The following is a 21953-nucleotide window of genomic DNA, read 5'->3' on the forward strand; positions in this document are numbered from 1 at the left end:
AGCCGAACGCAACTCCACGGTCGGGTGTGAACATGGAGGTTCCGGCCGAGTCGCGGCTACCGCGAGTGGCCCCGTCGCTCGTCGCCGAGGTGGCCGAGGCCACGCGCGAGGACACCGAAGCCGCGATCGCCGCGGCCCGGCGCGCGTTCGACACGGGGCCGTGGCCCTCGACGCCCGCCGCCGTACGCGGTGACCTGCTGCTGCGCACGGCCGACCTGCTCGACCGCGACGCCGAGGCCTTCGCCCGCGCCGAGTCGCTCGACACCGGCAAACGCCTGGTGGAAAGCCGCTACGACATGGCTGACGTCGCCGCCTGCCTGCGGTACTTCGGCAAGCTCGCCGCCCGCGACGCGGGCCGCGTGGTCGACACCGGCAGCGCCGACTCGATCAGCCGGATCGTGCACGAGCCGGTGGGCGTGTGCGGGCTCATCACGCAGTGGAACTACCCGCTGCTCCAGACCACCTGGAAGGTCGCGCCCGCTCTGGCCGCGGGCAACACGTTCGTGGTCAAGCCCAGCGAGCTGACGCCCCACACGTCGATCATGCTCATGAACCTGCTCACCGAGGCCGGCCTGCCCGGCGGCGTCGCCAACCTGGTGCTCGGCGCCGGCCCGGAGGCCGGCGCACCGCTTTCGTCACACCCGGACGTGGACCTGGTGTCGTTCACCGGTGGCCTGGCCACCGGGCGCGTGATCGCCGCGAACGCCGCCGCGACGGTGAAAAAGGTGGCGCTGGAGCTGGGTGGCAAGAACCCCAACGTGGCGTTCGCCGACGCCGACTTCGAGACCGCCGTGGACTACGCCCTCACGGCCGTGTTCCTGCACTCCGGCCAGGTCTGCTCGGCGGGCGCGCGGCTCATCGTGCAGCGTGAATGGCACGACGAGTTCGTGGCCGAGCTGGTGCGCCGCGCCGAGCGGATCCGCCTCGGCGGGCCGTTCGACGAGCGCGCCGAGACCGGGCCGCTCATCTCGGCCGCCCACCGTGAAAAGGTCGAGGCCCACGTCGCGACAGCACTGGCCGAGGGCGCCGTGCTGCGCACCGGCGGCAAGCGGCCCGACGACCCCGAGCTGCGGAACGGTTTCTTCTACCTGCCCACGATCCTCGACAACGTCGCACAAGGCAGTCACGCCGTGGTCGAGGAGTCGTTCGGACCGGTGCTCACGGTCGAGACCTTCACCGACGAGGACGACGCCGTGCGCATCGCGAACGACACGCACTACGGCCTGGCCGGAGGCGTGTTCACCACCGACGCGGCCAAGGCGCAGCGCGTGGCCAACCGGCTGCGCCACGGCACGGTGTGGATCAACGACTACCACCCCTACCTGCCGCAAGCCGAGTGGGGCGGCTACAAGCAGTCCGGCTTCGGGCGCGAGCTCGGCCCGACCGGGCTCGCCGAGTACACGGAGGCCAAGCACATCTACCAGAACCTGCGTCCCGGCCCGCAGAAGTGGTTCGCGGGCTGACGCTCCCACGCCGAGCCTTGGTCCGTTCGAGAACCACCGAAAGGACCAGTGCCCGGCGAGCTGGTTCGGCTGCCCCAACCGGCTCCGCCGGAACCATGACCGTCCGATGTGGACGACTTGTCGACACGCCGAAGCTGTTCACCCCGAAGTCCTGGCGCAGTGGGACGCGCCGCGGCACCGATCGGTGAGCGACCGGGCTCGGACAGCCGGCGGGTGGCGGACGCGTCGGCGATTCGGGGTGCGCGGACCTGGGGAAGGCCGACCGCTGACCCGGGGTTCCGGTGAGCGGCACCGTCCACAAGCGTCCGTCCGGACGCAGTGGAACCGGTGCCGACGCCCGTAGACTCGGGTCCCCCGGGCCTGGTGGAGGTGTCGTGAGCGGTGGGTCGCTGCGCAGGACGCGGGCGGTCGTCGTGGCTGCCACCGCGGTGGCGGGCGGGGTGGCCCTCGTGCTCCCGACGGCCCACGCCCTGTCCGACCGGCTGACCGACATCGCCCCCGGCCCGGAACTCGGCCTGGCGCTGCGGCTCGTGTGCGCGGTGGCGCTGGCCGCGGCGTTCGCGCTGGCGTGGGTCACGCTGCGGCGGCACAGCGACGAGCCGCTGGCGTTCGTGGCGCTGCCGGGGCTCATCGTGTGCGGCATCGCCGTGCGCTACCTCGTGCGGACGCTCCCGGCGGCGGCCGAGGTGTTCCCCACCGCCGAAATCCGGCCCGCACCGGGTGCGTGGCTGCTGCTCGGCGTGGGCGTGCTGCTGACCGTCACGGGGCTCGCAGCGGGATTTGCGGCTCAGCGCCGCTGACACATTGCCAGAGTAGGCAAACCTTACCTAATATCCCCGCCATGACTTCTGGCCTGGTAGGGCGGCGCGGGGTGCTCAAAGCCGCGGTGGGGGTATCGGCGGGACTGGCGCTCGCGGCCTGTTCGAACGCCGGCGAGGCGGCTTCGCCGAGCGGCCCGTCGGCGCCGGGGTTCCCGGTCGAGGTGAAGGGCGTCGAGGGCACCACCACGATCCCGCGGCCGCCGCAGCGTGTGGTGTCCGTGGGCCAGTACCGCGACTCCGACGCGGCCGCGGCGCTCGGCGTCGTGCCGCTCATCACCCCTGACCTGGGCAAGTTCCTGCCGGGTGGCATGTCGCCGTGGCTGAAGGAGAAGGCGGGCGCCCACCCGCCGGAGCTGTTCGCCGACACGCAGCTGCCGTTCGAGCGCATCGCCGCGCTCAAGCCCGACCTCATCCTCGGCACCGACCGGTCCACGCTGGCCCAGGACTACAAGACGCTCAGCGCGATCGCCCCGACGCTGTCGTCCGCTGCCGGGTACAACAAGGACACCTGGCAGGTGACCACGCGCCGCGTCGCCACCGTGCTGGGCCGCACGGCCGAGGCCGAGAAGCTCGTGACCGACGTCGAAGCCCGGATCAAAGCCGCGAAGGAAGCCAACCCGAGCTTCGCCGGGCGCACGTTCACCATCGGCCCCGTCACCGGCGACGGCACCATCACCACCATCAGCAGCGCCCAGGACGCCTCCGCCCTGTTCTTCGGCCAGCTCGGCCTGGTGCTCTCACCGAAGGTGACGTCGCTGCCGCAGACCCGCAGACCTCCATCCCCGGCCGCTCGCAGATCAGCCCCGAACGCCTCGACCTCATCGACGCCGACGTGCTCGTGCTGACCTACACCACCCCGGCCAGCCGCGCGCAGACCGAGGCACTCCCCCTGTTCCAGCAGCTCCCCGCGGTCAAGCGCGGCTCGTACATCGCCCTGGACCTGACGACGGCCATCGCCTTGGCGTTCCCGTCGGTGCTTTCGGTGCCGTACGGGCTGAAGGAGGTCGTGCCGAAGATCTCCGGTGCCATCAAGGCCTGAGGAGCTGTGTTGCCGGCCTGCCTCCGGCGCGGGGGGCGCGTCGAACGCGCCCAGGTTCATGGGCCGGCCGATGAATCGGCGATCTCTCAGCCGTGCGCCGGGTACAGCGTGAGATCACCGCCGGAACCGGGGGCCAAGGTCAACTCAACAGAGCCACGCACTCCACGTGGTGCGTCATCGGGAACGCGTCGAACGCCCGCAGGTCCGTGAGCGAGTACCCGTGGTCGGCGAAGGTCGCCAGGTCGCGGGCGAGCGCGGCGGGATCGCAGGCCACGTAGACGATCCGGTCGGGTGAGCCGGCCGCGATCGCATCGACCACGGCGCGCCCGGCGCCCTTGCGGGGCGGATCGAGGACGACCACGTCGACGGGTTTCGGGGCGTCCGCGAGCACGTGCTCGACCCGACCCGCGCGCCACGAGACCTGGGGCAGATCCGCGAGGTTGCGCTCGCCGTCGGCCACGGCCTGGCGGCCGGACTCCACGGCGAGCACGTGGCCGCCCGCGCCGACCTGGTCGGCCAGCACCGCGGCGAACAGCCCGACGCCGGCGTAGAGGTCCCAGGCCACGCCGCCGCGCCGGGCCTCGGCCCACTCGCGCACCAACCCGGCGAACGTGTCCGCCGCGTGCGGGTGCACCTGCCAGAAGCCGTGGGCGTCGAGGTGCCAATCGCGGTCCGCGGCGTGCTGCACGGCGACGCCCCCGGACAGCTGGCGTGACCGGTTGCGACCGTGGACGGTCGTGAGCTCGCGCAGGTGCGTGTGCCCGTCGCCGTCGCTGGTCACTTCGAGCTCGGTGCCCGGGCGCCAGCGCTTGGCCAGCGCCACGTCGAGCGCGCGCGGCACGGCGATCGGGCAGTCGTCGAGCGCCACGACGCGGTGGCTGTGGTGCGCGCGCAGCCCGGCGCGCCCGTCGCGGCCGGCCACGAGCCGCACGCGGCTGCGCCAGCCGAGCGGGCCACCCTCGAGCGGCTCGACCACGACGTCACGCGTGATGCCCGCCAGCCGCTGCAGCTGCTCGGCGACCACGGCCGCCTTCAGCGAGCGCTGGTAGGCCGGGTCGGCGTGCTGCCAGTCGCACCCGCCGCAGCCGCCCGGCGCGGCGAGCGGGCACGGCGGGGTGACGCGGTGCTCCGACGCGCTGAGGACTTCCACCGCGTCGGCCCGGCAGAACGAGCCGCCCTTGTCCTCGGTCACCTCGGCGCGCACGCGCTCGCCCGGCAGGCCGTGGCGGACGAACACCACGCGTCCGTCCACACGCGACACGCAGTGGCCGCCGTGGGCGACCGGGCCGATCTCGAGCTCGAGCACGCGGCCGAGCCAGTTCTCCGTCATTCGGCAGGTTCCTTGGCCGGTTTCGGTTTCTCCACGGGTTTACCGGCCAAACCGCCGCCGGTCGCGGCGAAGCCACGCCGCACGTCGCCGGCCGCGGGCCGGGCCCGGCGTTCGCGCTCGGCCGCCTTCGCGGACGACTCGAGCTGCCACGGCACGCTCGCGACGATGACCCCGGGCTGGAACAGCAGCCTTCCCTTGAGCCGCAACGCACTCTGGTTGTGCAGCACCTGCTCCCACCAGTGGCCCACCACGTACTCGGGGATGAAGACGGTGACCACGTTGCGCGGGTTGTCGCCGCGCACGCGCTTCACGTAGTCCAGCACCGGCTTCGTGATTTCCCGGTACGGCGACTCGACGACCTTCAGCGGCACCTTGAACTTGTGCGCTTCCCACTCCTGCGTGAGCTTGCGGGTGTCGGCGTCGTCGACGTTCACCGTCACGGCCTCGAGCACGTCGGGCCGCATCGCCTTGGCATAAGCCAGCGCGCGCAGCGTCGGACGGTGCAGTTTGGACACCAGCACGATCGCGTGGTTGCGCGAGGGCAGCACGGTCGGGGTGTCGTCGAGCTCCTTGAGCTCCTCGGACACGCGGTCGTAGTGCTTCCGGATCGCGGTCATCAGCGCGAAGATCGCCACCATCGCCGCGATCGCGATCCACGCGCCGAGCAGGAACTTGGTGATCAACACGATCACGAGCACCGTGCCGGTCATGGTCAGGCCGATCGCGTTGACGGTCTGCGAGCGCCGCATCCGCCGCCGCACCGCGCCGTCGGTTTCCTTGGCCAGCAAGCGGTTCCAGTGCCGGATCATGCCGGCCTGGCTCACCGTGAACGACACGAACACGCCCACGATGTAGAGCTGGATGAGCCGCGTGACCTCCGCGTCGAACGCGATGATCAGCACCAGCGCGAAGATCGCGAGGAACAGGATGCCGTTGGAGAACGCCAGGCGGTCGCCGCGCGTGTGCAACTGCCGCGGCAGGTAGCGGTCCTGCGCGAGGATCGAGCCGAGCACGGGGAAACCGTTGAACGCCGTGTTGGCCGCCAGCAACAGGATGATGCCGGTGACGAAGGAGATGTAGTAGAAGCCCGCCGGGAAACTGGCGAACACCGCGTGCGCGATCTGCGCCACGATCGTCTTCTGCTGGTACCCCGGAGGCGCCCCCTGCAGCTGCTCGGCCGGGTTGTCGGCGAAGTTCACCTTGGTGATCACGGCGAGGGTGATGATGCCGACGAGCATCACCACCGCGAGCACGCCCATCATCAGCAGCGTCGTGGCCGCGTTCTTCGACTTCGGCTTGCGGAACGCCGGCACGCCGTTGCTGATCGCCTCGACCCCCGTCAGCGCCGCGGCGCCGGACGAGAACGACCGCAGGATGAGGAAGACGAACGCGAAGCCGGTCCAGTTGCCCTCGGAGTGCAGCGTGAAGCCGGCGCTCTCCGCGCGCATCTCGCTGCCCGTGGCGGCCTCGATCAGGCCCCACACGACCATGACCAGGATGCCGAGAATGAAGCCGTATGTGGGGATGGCGAAGGCTTTGCCCGATTCCCGCACCCCGCGCAGGTTCAGCGCGCTCAGCACCACGACGATCACCACGGCGGTGAGCACCTTGTGATCGGCGACCCACGGCACGGCCGAGCCGATGTTGGCCACACCGGACGAAGTGGACACCGCGACGGTCATCACGTAGTCGACGAGCAGCGCACTCGCCACGGTCAGGCCGAACTTGCCGCCCAGGTTGGTCGTGGCGACCTCGTAGTCACCGCCGCCGCTCGGATAGGCGTGCACGTTCTGCCGGTACGACGCCACGACCACGAGCATGACCAGCGCGACGGCCACGCCGATCCACGGCGCGAACGAGTACGCGGACAAGCCGGCGACGCTCAGGGTCAGGAAGATCTCCTCCGGCGCGTACGCCACGCTGGAGAGCGCGTCCGAGGCGAAGATCGGCAGGGCGATGCGCTTGGGCAGGAGCGTGTGGGAGAGCCGGTCACTGCGGAACGGGCGTCCGAGGACAAGGCGCTTCAGCACGGTCGGGAACTTCGACACCCTGCAGAATCTACAGCGAAGCGGAGCTTCTCCGTTGAGGGCGGTGGAGGGGAGGACGGTGGAACCAACCGGGACCCCGCAGGGTAGGTTCGGCGCTGGTGCGCGAGGGTACCTACGGACGGGTTTCACCCCCACCTACGAGGAGGCAGGGCGTGCACGTGGTGATCATGGGGTGCGGCCGGGTCGGCGCATCCCTGGCCGCGGCGCTTGAGCGTCTCGGCCACGAGGTGGCCGTCATCGACAAGAACCCCCAGGCGTTCCGCCGGCTGGGCAGCGACTTCCACGGCCAGCAGATCGTCGGCGTCGGCTTCGACCGGCAGGTGCTGATCGAGGCGGGCATCGAAGAGGCCGGCGCGTTCGCGGCCGTGTCGAGCGGCGACAACTCCAACATCATCTCCGCGCGGGTCGCGCGCGAGAACTTCGGCATCGAGCACGTGGTCGCGCGGATCTACGACCACAAGCGCGCCGCGGTGTACGAGCGCCTCGGCATCCCCACCGTCGCCACGGTGCCGTGGACCACCGACCGGTTCCTGCGCACCCTGCTGCCCGACGGCGTCGCCTCGGTGTGGCGCGACCCCTCGGGCAACGTCGCGCTGCTCCAGCTGCCACTGCAAGAAGGCTGGATCGGGCGCAGCGTGCGCGAGCTGCAGGAGGCCACGGGCGCGCGCGTCGCGTTCATCATGCGCTTCGGCAACGGCGTGCTGCCGGACAACAAGACCATGGTGCAGGCCGACGACGTGGTCTACGTCGCGGCCCGCTCCGGCACCGTCGGCGACGTGACGAGCGTGGCCGCTCGCGCTCCGGAGGAGGAGAACTGATGCGGGTCGCGATCGCGGGTGCCGGCGCCGTCGGGCGCTCCATCGCCGTCGAGCTGATCGACGGGCGGCACCAGGTGATGTTGATCGAGCGCGAGGCGGACCAGTTCGAACCCGACACGGTGCCGCAGGCCGACTGGGTGCTCGGCGACGCGTGCGAGGTCTCGATCCTGGAGGAGTCCGGGATCGAGCGCTGCGACGTCGTGATCGCCGCCACCGGCGACGACAAGTCCAACCTCGTGGTGTCGTTGCTCGCCAAGACCGAGTTCGCGGTGCGCCGGGTGGTGGCGCGCGTGAACAACCCGTCGAACGAGTGGCTGTTCACCGACGCCTGGGGGGTCGACGTGGCCGTGTCGACCCCGCGGATGCTCGCCGCGATGGTCGAGGAGGCCGTGAGCGTCGGCGACCTCGTGCGGCTGATGACGTTCCGTCAGAGCCAGGCGAACCTCGTGGAGCTCACGCTGCCCGAGGAGACGCCGCTGGCCGGCAAGCCCGTGAGCGAGATCGCGCTGCCCCGCGACGCCGCGCTCGTGACGATCCTGCGCGGCGACCGCGTGATCGTGCCGCAGCCGGAGGACCCGCTGGAGCCGGGCGACGAACTGCTGTTCGTGGCGACGTCGGACGTCGAGCCGGAGATCCGGACGGCACTCGGGTACTGAGCACACGTGAAAGGCCCCTCACGAGCACGTGAGGGGCCTTTCAATGTCTTGCGAGGCGGGCTTACGCCTCCGTGGGCGGCGCCTGCGCGTACTTCTCGCGCAGCCGGGCTTCCACCTCGGCGTCGGTCTCCGGTTTCGGTTCCGCCTCGGCCAGTGCCTTGAGGCGCTTGTCGGAGCGGCGGACCGCCCAGACGACCACGAGCAGGCCGAGCGCGTAGAGCGGGTACCCCATGGCGATCTTCGCGAACGCGAGCCAGCCGGTGTAGTCGCTGTTGTAGAGCCAGCGCTGCACCACGAACCGGGCCGCGAAGATCACGGCCAGCGCGAGCGTGGCGATGTCGTAGCCGTAGCGCGAGGGCTTGTCCTTGCGCCAGGCCTGGCCGGAGCCGTTGAGCGCGCTCCACACCACGCCGGCGATCGGCCAGCGCACGAGGATCGACAGCACGAACACGCCGCAGTAGGCGAGGCTCGCCCAGATGCCGAAGAGGAAAAAGCCCTTGGCCGAACCCGTGCGGAAGGCGATGAACGCGGCGATGGCGACCCCGAAGAAGCCCGAGATCGCCGGCTGCAGCGGTTCCTTGCGCACGATCCGCAGCACCGTGATCGCGACCGCGCTGCCGATCGAGCCCCAGATGGCCGCGGTCAGCCCGAAGAAGGCGTTCACCACCACGAACACGATCACCGGCACCGACGAGTAGAACAGGCCGGACACGCCGCCCATCTGCTCCAGCAGCGTGGGCTCGGGCTTGTCGTCCTCGGGCTCGGGCTCGGACTCGGCGCCGGCCTCGGTTTCGGCGCCGGTGTCCGGCTTCGTGACGGTGTCGGTCCTGGCGCTGCCGCGCTCACCGGGCCGGTCGTCGTGGTGCTGTTCGTCCCCGCCTTCGGGCACGTGTGTCTCGTCGCGGGGAGCGGGCTCAGTCACGGGAGTGGATCAACCTACCGGGCTCTGGAGTTCGTAGTACGGGTTGTAGAGCACCTTCTGGCCGTCACGCTCCGCCATCCGGCCGCGGACCTTGATGGTCCGACCCGGCTCGATGCCGGGGATCCGGCGTCGGCCCAGCCAGATTAGCGTCACGCCCTGTGTTCCGTCGAACAACTCGGCCTGGAGCGTCGGAGTTCCCTCGCTCGGGCACAGCTCGACGCTGCGCAGTCTGCCGAGCACAGTCGCCTCTTCGCCGGACCGGCAGTCGCAGGCGCGCCGAGCACCCTCGGCGCCGGACCGTTCGGACATCTCGTCGGCGTCGAGGTCCTCGACGTCGGTGGTCAGCTTGCGAACCAACCGGCTGAAGTAGCCGCCGTCCTTGGCGGACATGGTGTGCTCCTGTGCTCCGGGGCCCCCGACTTCGCGGCCCGTGCGTAGACCAGCGTAGCTCTGGTTCACCTCAGGGAAACGGGTTTGCGCCAAGATCGCAACGTGACGTCCGCTATCCGCAACCGCCCCGTCGTCCTGCTGCCCGGGACGGGGTCCGACGAGGTGTTCGTGCAGGCGGTGTTCGCCGCGCCGTCGGCGCTGGTGGGTGCCCGGTTGATCACGCCGGCACCGCCGCCCGGGGCCGCGCTCGCCGACGGGTACCTGGCGGAGCTGGACCGGCTCGCGCGGGTGCACGGCTCGCTCGTGGTGGGCGGGATCTCGTTCGGCGCGCACCTCGCCGCGGAGTGGGCGGTGGCGAACCCCGGCCGTTGCGAGGGGCTGGTGTGCGCTCTCCCGGCCTGGAACGGCGAACCGGGCCTCGCGCCCGCGGCCGTCGCGGCGCGCGCCTCGGCGGATCTGGTGGCCGCGCAAGGGGTGGAGGGCGCGCTGGCCGCCGTGGCGGAGGGAAGCCCGGGCTGGTTGGTGGCCGAGCTGTCGCGCGCCTGGCGCCGCCACGGCGAGGACCTGGTGGCCGGGCTGCGGGTCGCAGCCGGGCGGCGGGCGCCGGCGTCGCCGGAGCTGGCCGCGGTGGCCGTGCCGGTCGGAGTGGCCGGGTGCGACGGCGACCTCGTGCACCCCGTGGCGGTGGCACGGGCGTGGGCCGCCGCGGTACCGCGTGGCGCAGTGGAGATCGTGCGCCTGGCGGACTTCGGACGGGACCGCGAAGTGCTGGGCCGGGCGGCGTTGCTGGCCTTCTTGACGGCCGAGAGCCGGTGAAAAGGGCCGTCGACGGGATCAGCGCCCCGTCGACGGCCCTTCCCGGACCGCGTCAGCCTTCTTGCTGCTCGGCGATGTGCTGCGCGACGGCGTCCGGCAGCGTGATGGGCAACGGCGTGCGCACCGGCATCGGGGAGTCGCCGCGGTCGACGATGGTGTGGCGCACGATCATGCGGAGCACGTCGGGCGCCTGCGCGGCCTGCGACTGCGGCCCGGCGATCACGCCGCGCAGCATCCAGCGCGGGCCGTCGACGCCCACGAAACGCAGCGCGACGTCGCCGACGATGGCCGACAGTTCCAGCCCCCACTCGCCACGGCCGACGCTCACCTTGGCGCCGTCGGCGCGCAGCTGGTCACCGAGCTCGGTGCCGACCTCACGCCACAGCCCGCCCGACCGCGGCGCCGCGTAGGCGCTGACCGTGATCTGGCCCTGCTCGGTCACCACGTGGACCGCGCGGACGCCGCCGGCCTCCGGGTCCATCTCGACCTGCACCTGCGAGCCGTCGGGCACCGGCACCCGCACCGAACCGAGGTCGATGCGCGGGATGCCGTCCTCCTCGGCGTCGGCGACGTCGAAGGGCCCCTGGTCGGTCTCCGACAGCTGGTTCTCGGGTTCGATCGCGTCGTCGGCGTCCGCCCCGGTGTCGCCGGTGTCGCTCTCGGCGGGCTCGGTGAGCTCGCTGTCGGACCTGCGCTTGCGTCCGAAGATCCCCACTACTTCTCCGTTCCTTCCCCAGTGCCCGCGTCCGCGCCGGGCACGTCAGGGACCAGTGTGGCGTGCCCGCCGGTCGAGCCGTAACCACCGGCGCCACGTTCGGTGTCACCGAGTTCGGCGACCTCGACGAACACGGCGTGCTCGACCCGCTGGATCACCAGCTGCGCGATCCGGTCGCCGCGCGCGAGCACGACCGGCTCGTGAAGATCATGATTGACGAGGCAGACCCGGATCTCACCGCGGTACCCCGCGTCGATCGTGCCGGGGGTGTTCACCACCGACAGCCCCACGCGGGCCGCGAGCCCCGAGCGCGGGTGGACGAACCCCGCGTGGCCGGGCGGCAGCGCGATCGCGACGCCGGTGCCCACCACCCCGCGTTCGCCGGGCCCGAGCACGATATCCGAGGTGGTGACGAGGTCGGCGCCGGCGTCGCCGGGCCGCGCGTACGCGGGCAACGGAACGCCGGGGTCGAGCCGGGTGAGGAGTACCTGAACGCTGGAGGACACGGGCGGCGAGACTACCCTTGTTCCGTGGCTGACACCGTGAACACCGCCGTGAAGCACGGCCTGGCGCACTCCGAACGGCTGTACGTGCCGTGGTGGGGCTGGCCGCTGCCGATGCTCGGCGCGATCCTGCTCGGGGTGGAGATCCACCTCGGGTACCCCTCGATCCCGGTGTGGATCCCGCTGCCGATCGCCGTGCTGGTGATGGCCGCGCTGCTGGTGTCGCTCGGCCGTTCGCGCGTGCGGGTGACGAGCGGCGACGAGCCCGAGCTGTGGGTCGGCGACGCGCACCTGCCGCTGCGCTTCGCCGGTGTGGTCGAGGTGCTCGAGAAGGACGACAAGCGCCGCGCGCTGGGGCGCGACGGCGACCCGGCCGCGTTCGTGATGCACCGCGGCTGGGTGGGCCCGGCGGTGCGCGTGCAGCTCACCGACCCGGCCGATCCCACGCCGTACTGGCTGTTCAGCACCCGCAAGCCGAAGCGCGTCGCCGAGTTGCTGCGCGCGCGTTCCTGAGCCGGGCATCGGCCCGGCGCCGGGTGGAGCGCATGCGGAAGGGGGCCGGCCTCGTGAGGCCGACCCCCTTTGCCCAGCTCGCGAGCGAGCTTCCCCGGACCGCCGCGACTGTGTCACCCCTGAAAAACCTGTGGTTCCCCTGAAGTCCTGTACGAGATCCCCGTACGCCGTCAGGCGCAGGCCTGTGCTCAGGCGCAGTCGCGGCAGATCAGCCGGCCGCCGTTGTCTTCGGCGAGCCTGCTGCGGTGGTGCACCAGGAAGCAGACCGAGCAGGTGAACTCGTCAGCCTGCTTCGGCACGACCTTCACGGTCATGTCCTCACCGGAAAGCCCGGAGAGGTCGGCACCAGGAAGCTCGAAGTTCTCGGCGTTCGCGTCCTCGTCGACGTCGACGACGCCGGACTGGTTCTCGTTGCGCCGGGCCTTCAGCTCCTCCAACGAGTCTTCGGCCAGCTCGTCGGCTTCGCTGCGGCGCGGAGCGTCGTAGTCGGTAGCCATGTGTCCCTCACCCCTGCGAATCAGCTTGTCTTGTTCTTCCGGTCCCACAGGGTCGAACCCGTGAGCCCGTCGTGCCGCTGGTCAACGTTCCAGCGCCCCTGTTTGTGCCCGGCGCCCGCAGTGACCGAGGTCTCAGCCAGGTGCCCCTCTTCCTGCGGCCGGAGCCCGGGAAGGGTAGCTCACGCTTCGCGCGGCTCCGCACCGAGTCGCACATTGCTTGAATTTCGTCACCCGACAGGGGGAATCCGCTGGTGAGACGGCTGTCCTCCACCAAGGTTGCCCGCTCGTCGTGAAGATCACCCGGGAGCGGTGTCCGCTTGCCCGGCCGGACGTCTCCGTGGTGCGATCGGCGGACCCGGGATTCACGGCTCGGCCTCGGCGGGGACGCCGGTGGGCACGGGGTGACCCGCGCCATCGCGCGCCGTGCGGAGCGCCTAGGCTGAGCGGCTACGGCGGCCCGTACGGTTCCGCCGACGACACCGGGGACCACACCGATCGGCGCGCGGGGCGCCGCGCGGTGCCGGGGGTCACGGGGCGATGGGGTTTGCGGGGATCCGCGTTCGGGAAGGGACGGGGCAGGTGGCGTCGGGGAACGGCTCGGGGGACCGTGGTGCGCGGCCTTATCGCAAGCACCGGCCGCTGCCCGCGCTCATCGTGATCGGGGTGCTCGCCCTCGGCGCGGTGTTCGTGTGGGTGCACGCGGTCGTCGGTCGCGGGGACGTCGACGAGGCCGTGGTCTGCACGCCGGCCCCGACTCCACCACCAGGCACCACGTACACGACCGTGCCCCACAACGGTCTCGACGACCGCTCCCCCGTGCCGCCCGACAAGGTTGCGGTCAAGGTGCTCAACGCCAGCAGCACGCGCGGCCAGGGCAGCATCACCACCACGGCGCTGCGCGAGCTCGGCTTCAGCGCGGTCGGCGACCCGGCCAACGACCCCGCCTACCCCAAGGGCGACGCCAAGTGCCGCGGCCAGATCCGCTACGGCGAGAACGGCGCCACGGCCGCGCGCACGGTCAGCCTCGTGGCCCCGTGCGCCGAGCTCGTGCGCGACAACCGCAAGGACGCCAGCGTCGACCTCGTCACCGGCACGCTGTTCGACGACCTCCGCCCGCGGCCCGAGGCGCGCCAGATCCTGCAGAAGCTCGCCGACTGGTCCAAGGCCCACCAGGGCGGTGGCGGCAACGAGCAGTCCACCGGCCCCGGCGCACCCGTGATCGACCAGACGATGCTCGCCGCGGCGCGCGACGTCGCCTGCTGACCCCAGGCCCGAGCACGCCCCGGCACCTTCCTGCGGCGCCGCGCGGCAGCGTTCCCCCGGCGTTCCCCCGGCGTTCCCCCGGCGTTCCCCCGGCGTTCCCCCGGCACTGCCCCGCTCGACCACCGGCTCCGCCGAACCCCGCCGGGCCCGAACCCGCGCGAACGGGCCCGGGCAGGCCACTCAGACGCTCTTGGCGTCCAGCGTCGACAGGACCCCGCGCAGTGGTTCCGCGATACCGGGTGCCGCCGCGAAGGTCATGTCGTCGCCCAGGTCCGGAGCCGAGCCCGGCAGCAGGACCGTCGCGCCCGCCTCGGCCGCGACCAGCGCCGCGGCGGCCCAGTCCCAGCGGTGCAGGCCGTGCTCGAAGTAGGCGTCGAGCCAGCCCGCGCCCACCGCGCACAGCTCGAGCGACGCCGCGCCGCCCCGGCGCAGGTCGCGCACGTGCCCGAGCAGCTCGCCCGCCAGCGCGCCCTGGCGCACGCGGCGCTCGCGGGCGTAGGCGAACCCCGTGCCGACCAGCGACAGGTCCAGCCGCGTCGGCGAGGAAACCGACAGGCGGTGCCCGTCGAGCCACGCGCCCTGGCCCCGCGCGGCCGTCCAGCGGCGGCCGCTGACCGGTTCCACGACCGCCCCGGCCACCGACACCCCGTCGACCTGGGCGGCCAGCGACACCGCGAACGCGGGCAGCCCGTAGAGGAAGTTGACGGTCCCGTCGATCGGGTCCACCACCCACGTCACGCCGGTGCCGGGCGCGGCGCCGCCGCCTTCCTCGCCGAGCACGGGCTCTCCCGGGCGCAGCTCGGCCAGCCGCGCCCGCACCAGCTCCTCGGACTCCCGGTCGACCGCGGTCACCACGTCGGTGTCCGCCGACTTGGTGTCCACCCGGACCTCACCGCCGGCCTGCATGGCGGTCCAGGCCGCCCGCACCAGCGCGGCCGCCTCGACCGCCACCTGCTCCGCAACGCTTTTCAGCAACGACTCGTCAGCTCCCACGTCCGACATGTCACCACATCCGGTTAAAGTCTCCGCAGCAGACTTCTGAATCGTGCGAGAAGGGACCACGTCAGTGACGGCGACCCGAGGTTTCGGAATCGACATCGGCGGCAGCGGGATCAAGGGCGCGCTGGTCGATTTGGAGACCGGACAGCTCATCGGCGAGCGGCACCGGATCGAGACTCCGCAGCCGTCGACCCCCGACGCCGTCGCGGACGTGGTGGCCGACATCGTGCGCACCGCGGAGTGGGACGGGCCGGTCGGGGTCACGCTCCCGGCGGTGGTCAAGAAGGGCGTCGCGCACACCGCGGCCAACATCGACAAGGCGTGGATCGGCACGGACGCCGACGCGCTGTTCGCCAAGCGGCTCGGCAAGAGCGTCGCGGACGTGGCCATGCTCAACGACGCCGACGCGGCCGGCATGGCCGAGATCCGGTTCGGCGACGAGCGCGCCCGCACCGGCCTCACGGCCCTGCTGACCTTCGGCACCGGCATCGGCAGCGCGGTGTTCCACGACGGCAAGCTCGTGCCCAACACCGAGTTCGGCCACCTCGAGGTCGACGGCCACGACGCGGAGAAGCGCGCCGCGGCGTCGGTCAAGGACAACGAGGGGCTCTCGTACCACCAGTGGTCCAAGCGGGTGCACCGCTACCTCACGGTGCTCGAGAACCTGATCTGGCCGGATCTGTTCATCGTCGGCGGCGGCGTGAGCAAGAAGGCCGAGAAGTGGGTGCCGCTGCTCGACGTGCGGACCCCGGTCATCGTCGCCTCGCTGCAGAACAACGCCGGCATCGTCGGCGCCGCCGCGGCCGCGGTCGAGGGCATCGGGCACTGAGTCCCGCACACCGCCGGACACGTCCGGGAACCGCCGCGAAAACACACGCGCGGGTCACGGAAGGGTCACGCGCAGGTACCGTGCGGCAGGCCGGAGGGTGATCGCTTCGCGACGCACTGCCCGGCCGTCGTTACAATGGAACGCGGCCCACGGCTGCGGGACTGAAAACCGCAGGCCGAGGCGTGTTCCCCGAATGTGAGGCAGCCGAGGTGGCGATACCTCGGCTCGTCATGATCGACCGCTGCGAAAGGGCGTAAGTGGCAGCCGCAAGAACCGCAACGCGAAGCGGGACGAAGACAGCGACCGCAGCCGGCGAGCCGGCCGACGAGGCAGCCACCGGCGCGGCGAAACCCAAGACCGCCGGCGCGAAGAAGGCTCCGGTCAAGAAGGCACCGGCCAAGAAGCCCGCCACCAAGGCCAAGGGCGAGGACGGCGAGCCCGACGGTCCGGTCGACCTCGACGAGGCCGAACTCGACAGCCCGGACCTGTCCGACCTGGAAGAGGTCGAGGTCGACGTCGTCGACGAGACGGTCAACGACGAGGTCGCCGACGACGACTCCGACGACTCGGAGGACGAGGCCGACGCCGAGGAAGCGGAGACGCCTGCCGCGCGCCGCCGCAACGCAGCCGCCGAGAAGGGCCCGAAGTCCGCCTCGGACAACCCCGACTTCGTCTGGGACGAGGAGGAGTCCGAGGCGCTTCGCCAGGCGCGCAAGGACGCCGAGCTCACCGCCTCGGCCGACTCGGTGCGCGCCTACCTCAAGCAGATCGGCAAGGTCGCGCTGCTCAACGCCGAGGAGGAGGTGGAGCTCGCCAAGCGCATCGAGGCGGGCCTCTACGCCGCCGAGCGCGTGCGCACCGCCGAGGAGGAGGGCGAGAAGCTCGTCACCCAGATGCGCCGCGATCTCAAGTGGATCGTGCGCGACGGCGAGCGGGCCAAGAACCACCTGCTGGAGGCCAACCTCCGCCTCGTGGTCTCGCTGGCCAAGCGCTACACCGGTCGTGGCATGGCGTTCCTGGACCTCATCCAGGAGGGCAACCTCGGTCTGATCCGCGCGGTGGAGAAGTTCGACTACACCAAGGGCTACAAGTTCTCGACGTACGCCACGTGGTGGATCCGCCAGGCGATCACCCGCGCGATGGCCGACCAGGCTCGCACCATCCGCATCCCGGTGCACATGGTCGAGGTCATCAACAAGCTCGGCCGCATACAGCGCGAACTCCTGCAGGACCTCGGCCGTGAGCCGACGCCCGAGGAGCTCGCCAAGGAAATGGACATCTCGCCGGAGAAGGTCCTGGAGATCCAGCAGTACGCTCGCGAGCCGATCTCGCTGGACCAGACCATCGGCGACGAGGGCGACTCGCAGCTCGGTGACTTCATCGAAGACTCCGAAGCGGTCGTCGCGGTCGACGCGGTGTCGTTCACGCTGCTGCAGGACCAGCTCCAGTCGGTGCTGCAGACGCTGTCCGAGCGCGAGGCGGGCGTGGTCCGGCTGCGCTTCGGCCTCACCGACGGCCAGCCCCGCACGCTCGACGAGATCGGCCAGGTCTACGGCGTCACGCGCGAGCGCATCCGCCAGATCGAGTCGAAGACGATGTCGAAGCTGCGGCACCCGTCGCGGTCCCAGGTGCTGCGCGACTACCTGGACTGAACCAGTCTTCTCCAGCGAAGAACCCCGTCACCGACAAGCGGTGGCGGGGTTCTTCGCGTTTGCGCGAAGAACGCGACCGGCCACTGTGGATCCACGGCAGTGGATCAACGGCAGTCCACCCAGGGCAGCCGCGCCGGACGACCGGCCCGAACCATGCCGGTATTGTCCGTTTCACCGTTCCGCTTGATCCGAAACATTTTCGCGGTGTTCCGGAAACATTTCGGAACGTGATCCGCAGTGCGCGAAAGACCACTGACCGCAACCTGTCGCCCGTACTGATTACGCGGGATGTTCGCCCACCGCAACACCCGAAAGTCGGTGCTTCACGAGCCCGCGGCGGAAATCGTGATTATTTGGTTGTATGGGAACCAAGAACGCAGCCCGCTTCCCGGTTATGCTGCGCCGACAACGAGCGTCAGCAGCATTCGGAAGGCAGCACCGGCTAGTGTTTTCGACGAAAACTCAATCGGGCGAGAGTCAGGCGTGGCCGTCGGTACGGAGTGGAACCTCCGTTCCCGGTGAATCGAGGAAACCGTGATCGGCTTCCTCCTCCGCCGCCTCGTCAACTACGTGGCATTGTGCCTGGTCGCCACCTTCGCGGCCTTTTCCTTGGCGTCGCTGGCTTTCAGCCCGCTCGACGCGCTGAAGCTGCGGAACCCCCCGGCTCCGCAGTCCACAATCGACGCCAAGGCGGCCGAGCTCTACCTGAACCAGCCCATCCCCGAGCGCTTCTTCACCTGGCTCGGCGGAGTGCTGCACGGGAACTTCGGCCGCACGGTCGCCGACCAGCCGATCACCGACGAGCTGTTCCGCCGCGCCGGCGTGAGCCTGCGGCTGTTCCTGCTGGGCATCACGATCGGCATCATCATCGGCGTGCTCGTGGGTGTCGTGAGCGCGATCCGGCAGTACAAGATCAGCGACTACGTGGCCACCACGTTCTCGTTCGTCGTGCTGTCCACCCCGGTGTTCGTGATCGCCACGATCCTCAAGGCGGGCGCGCAGTCGGTGAACGACAACCTGCTCGGCGGGTACCAGTTCTTCATCGTGCAGGGTGAAACCAGTGGTCTGGACGGCAGCTTCGGCGACGTGCTGCTCGACCGGTTGCAGCACATCATCGTGCCGACCCTGGCGATCGTGCTCACGCAGGTCGCGTACTACAGCCGCTACCAGCGTTCGGCGATGCTCGACGTGCTCGGCTCCGACTTCCTGCGCACCGCCCAGGCCAAGGGCCTCACCCGCCGGCGCGCGTTGTTCAAGCACGGCCTGCGCACGGCGCTGATCCCCATGGCGACGCTGTTCGCGTTCGGCTTCGGGCTGCTCATCACGGGCGGCATCTTCACCGAGCGGATCTTCGGCTGGTACGGCATGGGCGACTGGCTGGTGACCGGGATCCAGAAGCAGGACACCAACATCGTCTCCACCGTGACCCTGTTCATCGCGATCTGCGTGCTGCTGGCCGGGTGGCTGGCCGACGTGCTCTACGCCGCGCTCGACCCGAGGGTGAGGATCTGATGGCCGCTCCCGTGAACGAGGCCGACCTCGCCGACTCGGCGATCCTGGCGGCCGACACGCAGAACGAGACCGACGCCAAGTCGTCCAGCCGCGGCAAGCTCGTGCTGCGCCGCTTCCTGCGCAACCGGCTCGCGCTGGTCTCGCTGGCCGTGATCGTGGTGTTCTACATCCTCGCTTTCACCTACACGTGGTACTCGCCGTGGTCCTACGACGAGCTCGACCCGCTGTCGAACCTGCTGCCGCCGGACGGGAACCACTGGTTCGGCACGAACCAGATCGGTGGCGACATGTTCGCGCAGACCATGCGCGGGCTGCAGAAGTCGCTCACGATCGGCCTGCTGGCCGCGCTGTTCTCCACCGGCGTCGCCTCGATCGTCGGCGCAGCCGCCGGTTACTTCGGCGGCTGGACCGACCGCATCGCCATGTGGGTGGTCGACCTGCTGCTGATCCTGCCGCCGTTCCTGATCATCTCGATCCTCTCGCCCGCCTTCCGCGGCAAGACCTGGCTGATCCTGGTCGGCCTGATCGCGTTGTTCCAGTGGATGATCACCGCCCGCATCGTGCGCGGCATGACGCTGACGTTGCGCGAACGCGAGTTCGTGAAGGCCGCGAAGTTCATGGGCCAGCCGGCGTGGCGGATCATCGCCAAGCACATCGTGCCCAACATGGCGTCGCTGCTGATCATCGACGCGACGATCAACGTCGGCGTCGCGATCATCACCGAGACCTCGCTGTCGTTCTTCGGGTTCGGCGTGCAGTCGCCCGACGTCTCGCTCGGCACGCTCATCGCGAGCGGCACCGACTCCGTGCGCACGTTCCCCTGGCTGTTCTACATCCCGGCGGGCTTCCTCGTGGTCACCGTGCTCGCGGTGAACTACGCGGGTGACGGCCTGCGCGACGCGCTCGACCCGTCGTCTTCGCGGTCGCGGCGCAAGGAACGCAAGCGCATCTTGAACAACACAGCCGAAAAGGCATCTTCCGCTTCCAGCACTGCAGGAGCCTCAGCATGACCGCCTCGCTCGCACTGGGCGCGGAGACCGAGAAGCCCACCGGCACCGTGCTCGAGGTCGCCGACCTCGACGTGTCGTTCCCGTCGGAGTCCGGCCGCGTGCACGCGGTGCGCGGACTGTCGTACCAGGTCGCTGCCGGCGAGGTGCTGGGCATCGTCGGCGAGTCCGGGTCCGGCAAGTCGGTGTCGTCGCTCGCGGTCATGGGCCTGCTCCCGCCGCAGGCGCGCATCTCCGGCTCGATCCGGTTCCAGGGCAGCGAGCTCATCGGCAAGTCCGACACCGAGCTGTCGAAGCTGCGCGGCAAGAAGATCTCGATGGTCTTCCAGGACCCGCTGTCGGCGCTCACGCCGGTGTACACGGTCGGTGCGCAGATCGCGGAAGCGCTGCTGGTGCACGCCAAGGGCTCGATGACCAAGCAGCAGGCCAACAACCGGGCCGTGGAGCTGCTCGACCTCGTCGGCATCCCGAACGCGGTGGCGCGCGCCAAGGCGTTCCCGCACGAGTTCTCCGGCGGCATGCGCCAGCGCGCGGTGATCGCCATCGCGATCGCCAACGACCCGGACCTGATCATCGCCGATGAGCCGACCACCGCGCTCGACGTGACGGTGCAGGCCCAGGTGCTGGAGGTGCTCAAGACCGCGCAGGAGGTGACCGGCGCCGGCATCGTGATCATCACCCACGACCTCGGTGTGGTCGCCGGGTTCGCCGACCGGCTGATGGTCATGTACGCCGGGCGCGCCGTGGAGCAGGGCCCGGTCGAGACCATCTACGCCCAGCCGCGCATGCCCTACACGCTGGGCCTGCTGGGCTCGATCCCTCGCGTCGACGCGCAGGAGAAGCAGCCGCTGGTGCCCATCGAGGGCCAGCCGCCGTCGCTGGTGAACCTGCCGACCGGCTGCCCGTTCGCACCGCGGTGCCCGCTGGCGATCGACGCGTGCCGCCAGGCCGAGCCGGAGCTGCTCACGATCACGCCGGGCAACCCGAACGCTCCCGTCGACACCACCCACCGCGCCGCCTGCATCCGCACCGACGAGCTGGCGGGTCCGAAGGCCGACGCGGCCGAGGTGTACGGCGCCGAGGTGATCGAGGACGCGCCGGTCGCGGCGGTGCCGCGGGACAAGCGCACCACCGTGCTCGACGTGCGGGACCTGCAGAAGCACTACCAGATCACCAAGGGCGCGGTGCTCAAGCGCAAGGCCGGCACGGTCAAGGCGGTCGACGGCATCAGCTTCGACATCGTCGAGGGCGAGACGCTCGGCCTGGTCGGCGAGTCCGGCTGCGGCAAGTCGACGACGCTCATGGAGATCCTCGAGCTGGTCGCCCCGCAGCACGGTTCGGTGGCGGTGCTGGGCCGCGACGTCGCGAAGATGAGCGGCAAGACGCGCAAGGAGATCCGGCGCGACCTGCAGGTGGTGTTCCAGGACCCGATGGCCGCGCTCGACCCGCGGCTGCCGATCGGCGACATCATCGCCGAGCCGATGACCACCCACGGCTACGACAAGGCCCGCATCGCCAAGCGCGTGCCCGAGCTGCTCGGGCTCGTGGGCCTGCGCGCCGAGCACGCCGACCGGTACCCGGCGGAGTTCTCCGGCGGGCAGCGCCAGCGCATCGGCATCGCCCGGGCGCTCGCGCTGGAGCCGAAGCTGATCGTGCTCGACGAGCCGGTGTCCGCGCTCGACGTGTCGATCCAGGCCGGTGTGATCAACCTGCTCGACGAGCTGAAGGCGAAACTCGGCCTGTCGTACCTGTTCGTGGCCCACGACCTGTCGGTGGTGCGCCACATCGCCGACCGCGTGGCCGTGATGTACCTGGGCAAGATCGTCGAGATCGGCGACGTGCAGACGGTGTTCGAGGCGCCGCAGCACCCCTACACCCAGGCGCTGCTGTCCGCGATCCCGATCCCCGACCCGGTGAAGGAACGCGAGCGGACCCGGATCATCCTCACCGGTGATCTGCCCAGCCCGGCGAACCCGCCCTCGGGCTGCCGGTTCCGCACGCGCTGCTTCGTCTTCTCGCAACTGTCCGAACAGGACAAACAGAAGTGCATCGACGTCGAGCCGCCGCGCGAGTCCCGCGCGGCCGACCACGACGTCGCCTGCCACTACGCCAAGACCCGCGAAGTCGTGTAGCCACGCATCCGTTGGCACACAGGGAAAG

The 21953-nt window shown here is 70.7% G+C and carries 22 protein-coding genes; 14 read left to right on the forward strand and 8 right to left on the reverse strand.

What is annotated here, in order from left to right:
* Window positions 1–32: 32 nt before the first annotated feature.
* The 4 genes from ACWEOE_RS20210 to ACWEOE_RS20225 all read left to right on the forward strand — a co-directional run bounded on the left by ACWEOE_RS20210 (window position 33) and on the right by ACWEOE_RS20225 (window position 3323).
* Window positions 33–1463 (forward strand): aldehyde dehydrogenase family protein, encoded by a 1431-nt coding sequence (locus ACWEOE_RS20210; protein WP_452011186.1) that lies wholly within the window; start codon window positions 33–35, stop codon window positions 1461–1463.
* Window positions 1464–1837: 374 nt separating this feature from the next.
* Window positions 1838–2263 (forward strand): hypothetical protein, encoded by a 426-nt coding sequence (locus ACWEOE_RS20215; protein WP_452011189.1) that lies wholly within the window; start codon window positions 1838–1840, stop codon window positions 2261–2263.
* Window positions 2264–2304: 41 nt separating this feature from the next.
* Window positions 2305–3129 (forward strand): ABC transporter substrate-binding protein, encoded by an 825-nt coding sequence (locus ACWEOE_RS20220; protein ID WP_452011192.1) that lies wholly within the window; start codon window positions 2305–2307, stop codon window positions 3127–3129.
* Window positions 3117–3323, forward strand: a complete 207-nt coding sequence (locus ACWEOE_RS20225; protein ID WP_452011195.1) for a hypothetical protein — start codon at window positions 3117–3119, stop codon at window positions 3321–3323. Before ACWEOE_RS20220 ends, ACWEOE_RS20225 begins: the two co-directional genes overlap by 13 nt.
* 139 nt (window positions 3324–3462) lie before the next feature.
* Here ACWEOE_RS20225 and ACWEOE_RS20230 read toward each other — a convergent pair whose 3' ends face one another.
* Window positions 3463–4653, reverse strand: coding sequence for a class I SAM-dependent RNA methyltransferase (locus tag ACWEOE_RS20230; RefSeq protein WP_452011197.1), 1191 nt, complete (start codon window positions 4651–4653; stop codon window positions 3463–3465).
* The gene (locus tag ACWEOE_RS20235) at window positions 4650–6701 is read right to left on the reverse strand and encodes an APC family permease (RefSeq protein WP_452011199.1); all 2052 of its coding nucleotides are present in this window, start codon (window positions 6699–6701) and stop codon (window positions 4650–4652) included. Before ACWEOE_RS20235 ends, ACWEOE_RS20230 begins: the two co-directional genes overlap by 4 nt.
* Window positions 6702–6853: 152 nt before the next feature.
* On the opposite strand from ACWEOE_RS20235, the gene ACWEOE_RS20240 reads away from it, so the two are divergent.
* A complete protein-coding gene (locus tag ACWEOE_RS20240; protein ID WP_452011202.1) occupies window positions 6854–7519 on the forward strand; it encodes a potassium channel family protein in 666 nt (221 codons plus the stop codon).
* Window positions 7519–8175 (forward strand): potassium channel family protein, encoded by a 657-nt coding sequence (locus ACWEOE_RS20245; protein ID WP_452011205.1) that lies wholly within the window; start codon window positions 7519–7521, stop codon window positions 8173–8175. The genes ACWEOE_RS20240 and ACWEOE_RS20245 overlap by 1 nt, the downstream gene beginning before the upstream one ends.
* A 61-nt stretch (window positions 8176–8236) precedes the next feature.
* On the opposite strand, the gene ACWEOE_RS20250 is transcribed toward ACWEOE_RS20245, so the two are convergent.
* Both ACWEOE_RS20250 and ACWEOE_RS20255 read right to left on the reverse strand, forming a co-directional pair.
* A complete protein-coding gene (locus tag ACWEOE_RS20250; RefSeq protein ID WP_452011316.1) occupies window positions 8237–8896 on the reverse strand; it encodes a DUF3159 domain-containing protein in 660 nt (219 codons plus the stop codon).
* 210 nt (window positions 8897–9106) lie between these two features.
* Window positions 9107–9487 (reverse strand): OB-fold nucleic acid binding domain-containing protein, encoded by a 381-nt coding sequence (locus ACWEOE_RS20255; protein ID WP_326833793.1) that lies wholly within the window; start codon window positions 9485–9487, stop codon window positions 9107–9109.
* Between the two features lie 102 nt (window positions 9488–9589).
* Between ACWEOE_RS20255 and ACWEOE_RS20260 the strand changes: the two genes are divergently transcribed.
* Window positions 9590–10303: an alpha/beta hydrolase gene (locus tag ACWEOE_RS20260; RefSeq protein ID WP_452011208.1), complete on the forward strand. Its 714-nt coding sequence runs from the start codon at window positions 9590–9592 to the stop codon at window positions 10301–10303.
* 52 nt (window positions 10304–10355) lie between these two features.
* Here ACWEOE_RS20260 and ACWEOE_RS20265 read toward each other — a convergent pair whose 3' ends face one another.
* Window positions 10356–11018, reverse strand: coding sequence for a DUF3710 domain-containing protein (locus tag ACWEOE_RS20265; protein ID WP_452011211.1), 663 nt, complete (start codon window positions 11016–11018; stop codon window positions 10356–10358).
* Entirely contained in the window at window positions 11018–11524 is a 507-nt protein-coding gene (dut, locus tag ACWEOE_RS20270) for a dUTP diphosphatase (RefSeq protein WP_452011214.1), read from the reverse strand. The genes ACWEOE_RS20265 and dut overlap by 1 nt, the downstream gene beginning before the upstream one ends.
* Before the next feature lie 24 nt (window positions 11525–11548).
* Here dut and ACWEOE_RS20275 point away from each other — a divergent pair, with 24 nt between their 5' ends.
* A complete protein-coding gene (locus ACWEOE_RS20275; protein WP_452011216.1) occupies window positions 11549–12034 on the forward strand; it encodes a DUF3093 domain-containing protein in 486 nt (161 codons plus the stop codon).
* Between the two features lie 188 nt (window positions 12035–12222).
* Here ACWEOE_RS20275 and ACWEOE_RS20280 read toward each other — a convergent pair whose 3' ends face one another.
* Complete coding sequence (locus tag ACWEOE_RS20280; protein WP_204090248.1) at window positions 12223–12531, reverse strand: DUF4193 domain-containing protein; 309 nt, start codon at window positions 12529–12531, stop codon at window positions 12223–12225.
* A gap of 579 nt (window positions 12532–13110) precedes the next feature.
* Here ACWEOE_RS20280 and cei point away from each other — a divergent pair.
* On the forward strand, window positions 13111–13794 hold the full coding sequence (cei, locus tag ACWEOE_RS20285; protein ID WP_452011219.1) for an envelope integrity protein Cei: 684 nt from the start codon (window positions 13111–13113) through the stop codon (window positions 13792–13794).
* 180 nt (window positions 13795–13974) lie between these two features.
* Here the strand turns inward: cei and ACWEOE_RS20290 are convergent, their stop codons facing one another.
* Window positions 13975–14796 carry an inositol monophosphatase family protein gene (locus ACWEOE_RS20290; protein ID WP_452011222.1) on the reverse strand — a complete coding sequence of 274 codons (822 nt, stop codon included), beginning with the start codon at window positions 14794–14796 and terminating at the stop codon, window positions 13975–13977.
* 64 nt (window positions 14797–14860) lie between these two features.
* Here ACWEOE_RS20290 and ppgK point away from each other — a divergent pair, with 64 nt between their 5' ends.
* The 5 genes from ppgK (at window position 14861) to ACWEOE_RS20315 (ending at window position 21925) form a co-directional block, all read left to right on the forward strand.
* Window positions 14861–15622: a polyphosphate--glucose phosphotransferase gene (gene ppgK, locus ACWEOE_RS20295; RefSeq protein ID WP_452011224.1), complete on the forward strand. Its 762-nt coding sequence runs from the start codon at window positions 14861–14863 to the stop codon at window positions 15620–15622.
* 257 nt (window positions 15623–15879) lie between these two features.
* Entirely contained in the window at window positions 15880–17274 is a 1395-nt protein-coding gene (locus tag ACWEOE_RS20300; RefSeq protein WP_452011226.1) for an RNA polymerase sigma factor, read from the forward strand.
* Window positions 17275–17808: 534 nt separating this feature from the next.
* Window positions 17809–18786, forward strand: coding sequence for an ABC transporter permease (locus ACWEOE_RS20305; RefSeq protein WP_452011228.1), 978 nt, complete (start codon window positions 17809–17811; stop codon window positions 18784–18786).
* Window positions 18786–19796: an ABC transporter permease gene (locus ACWEOE_RS20310; RefSeq protein ID WP_452011230.1), complete on the forward strand. Its 1011-nt coding sequence runs from the start codon at window positions 18786–18788 to the stop codon at window positions 19794–19796. The genes ACWEOE_RS20305 and ACWEOE_RS20310 overlap by 1 nt, the downstream gene beginning before the upstream one ends.
* Window positions 19793–21925, forward strand: a complete 2133-nt coding sequence (locus ACWEOE_RS20315; RefSeq protein WP_452011233.1) for an ABC transporter ATP-binding protein — start codon at window positions 19793–19795, stop codon at window positions 21923–21925. Before ACWEOE_RS20310 ends, ACWEOE_RS20315 begins: the two co-directional genes overlap by 4 nt.
* Window positions 21926–21953 lie beyond the last annotated feature (28 nt).

The sequence above is a fragment of the Amycolatopsis sp. NPDC004368 genome, from assembly GCF_053602515.1.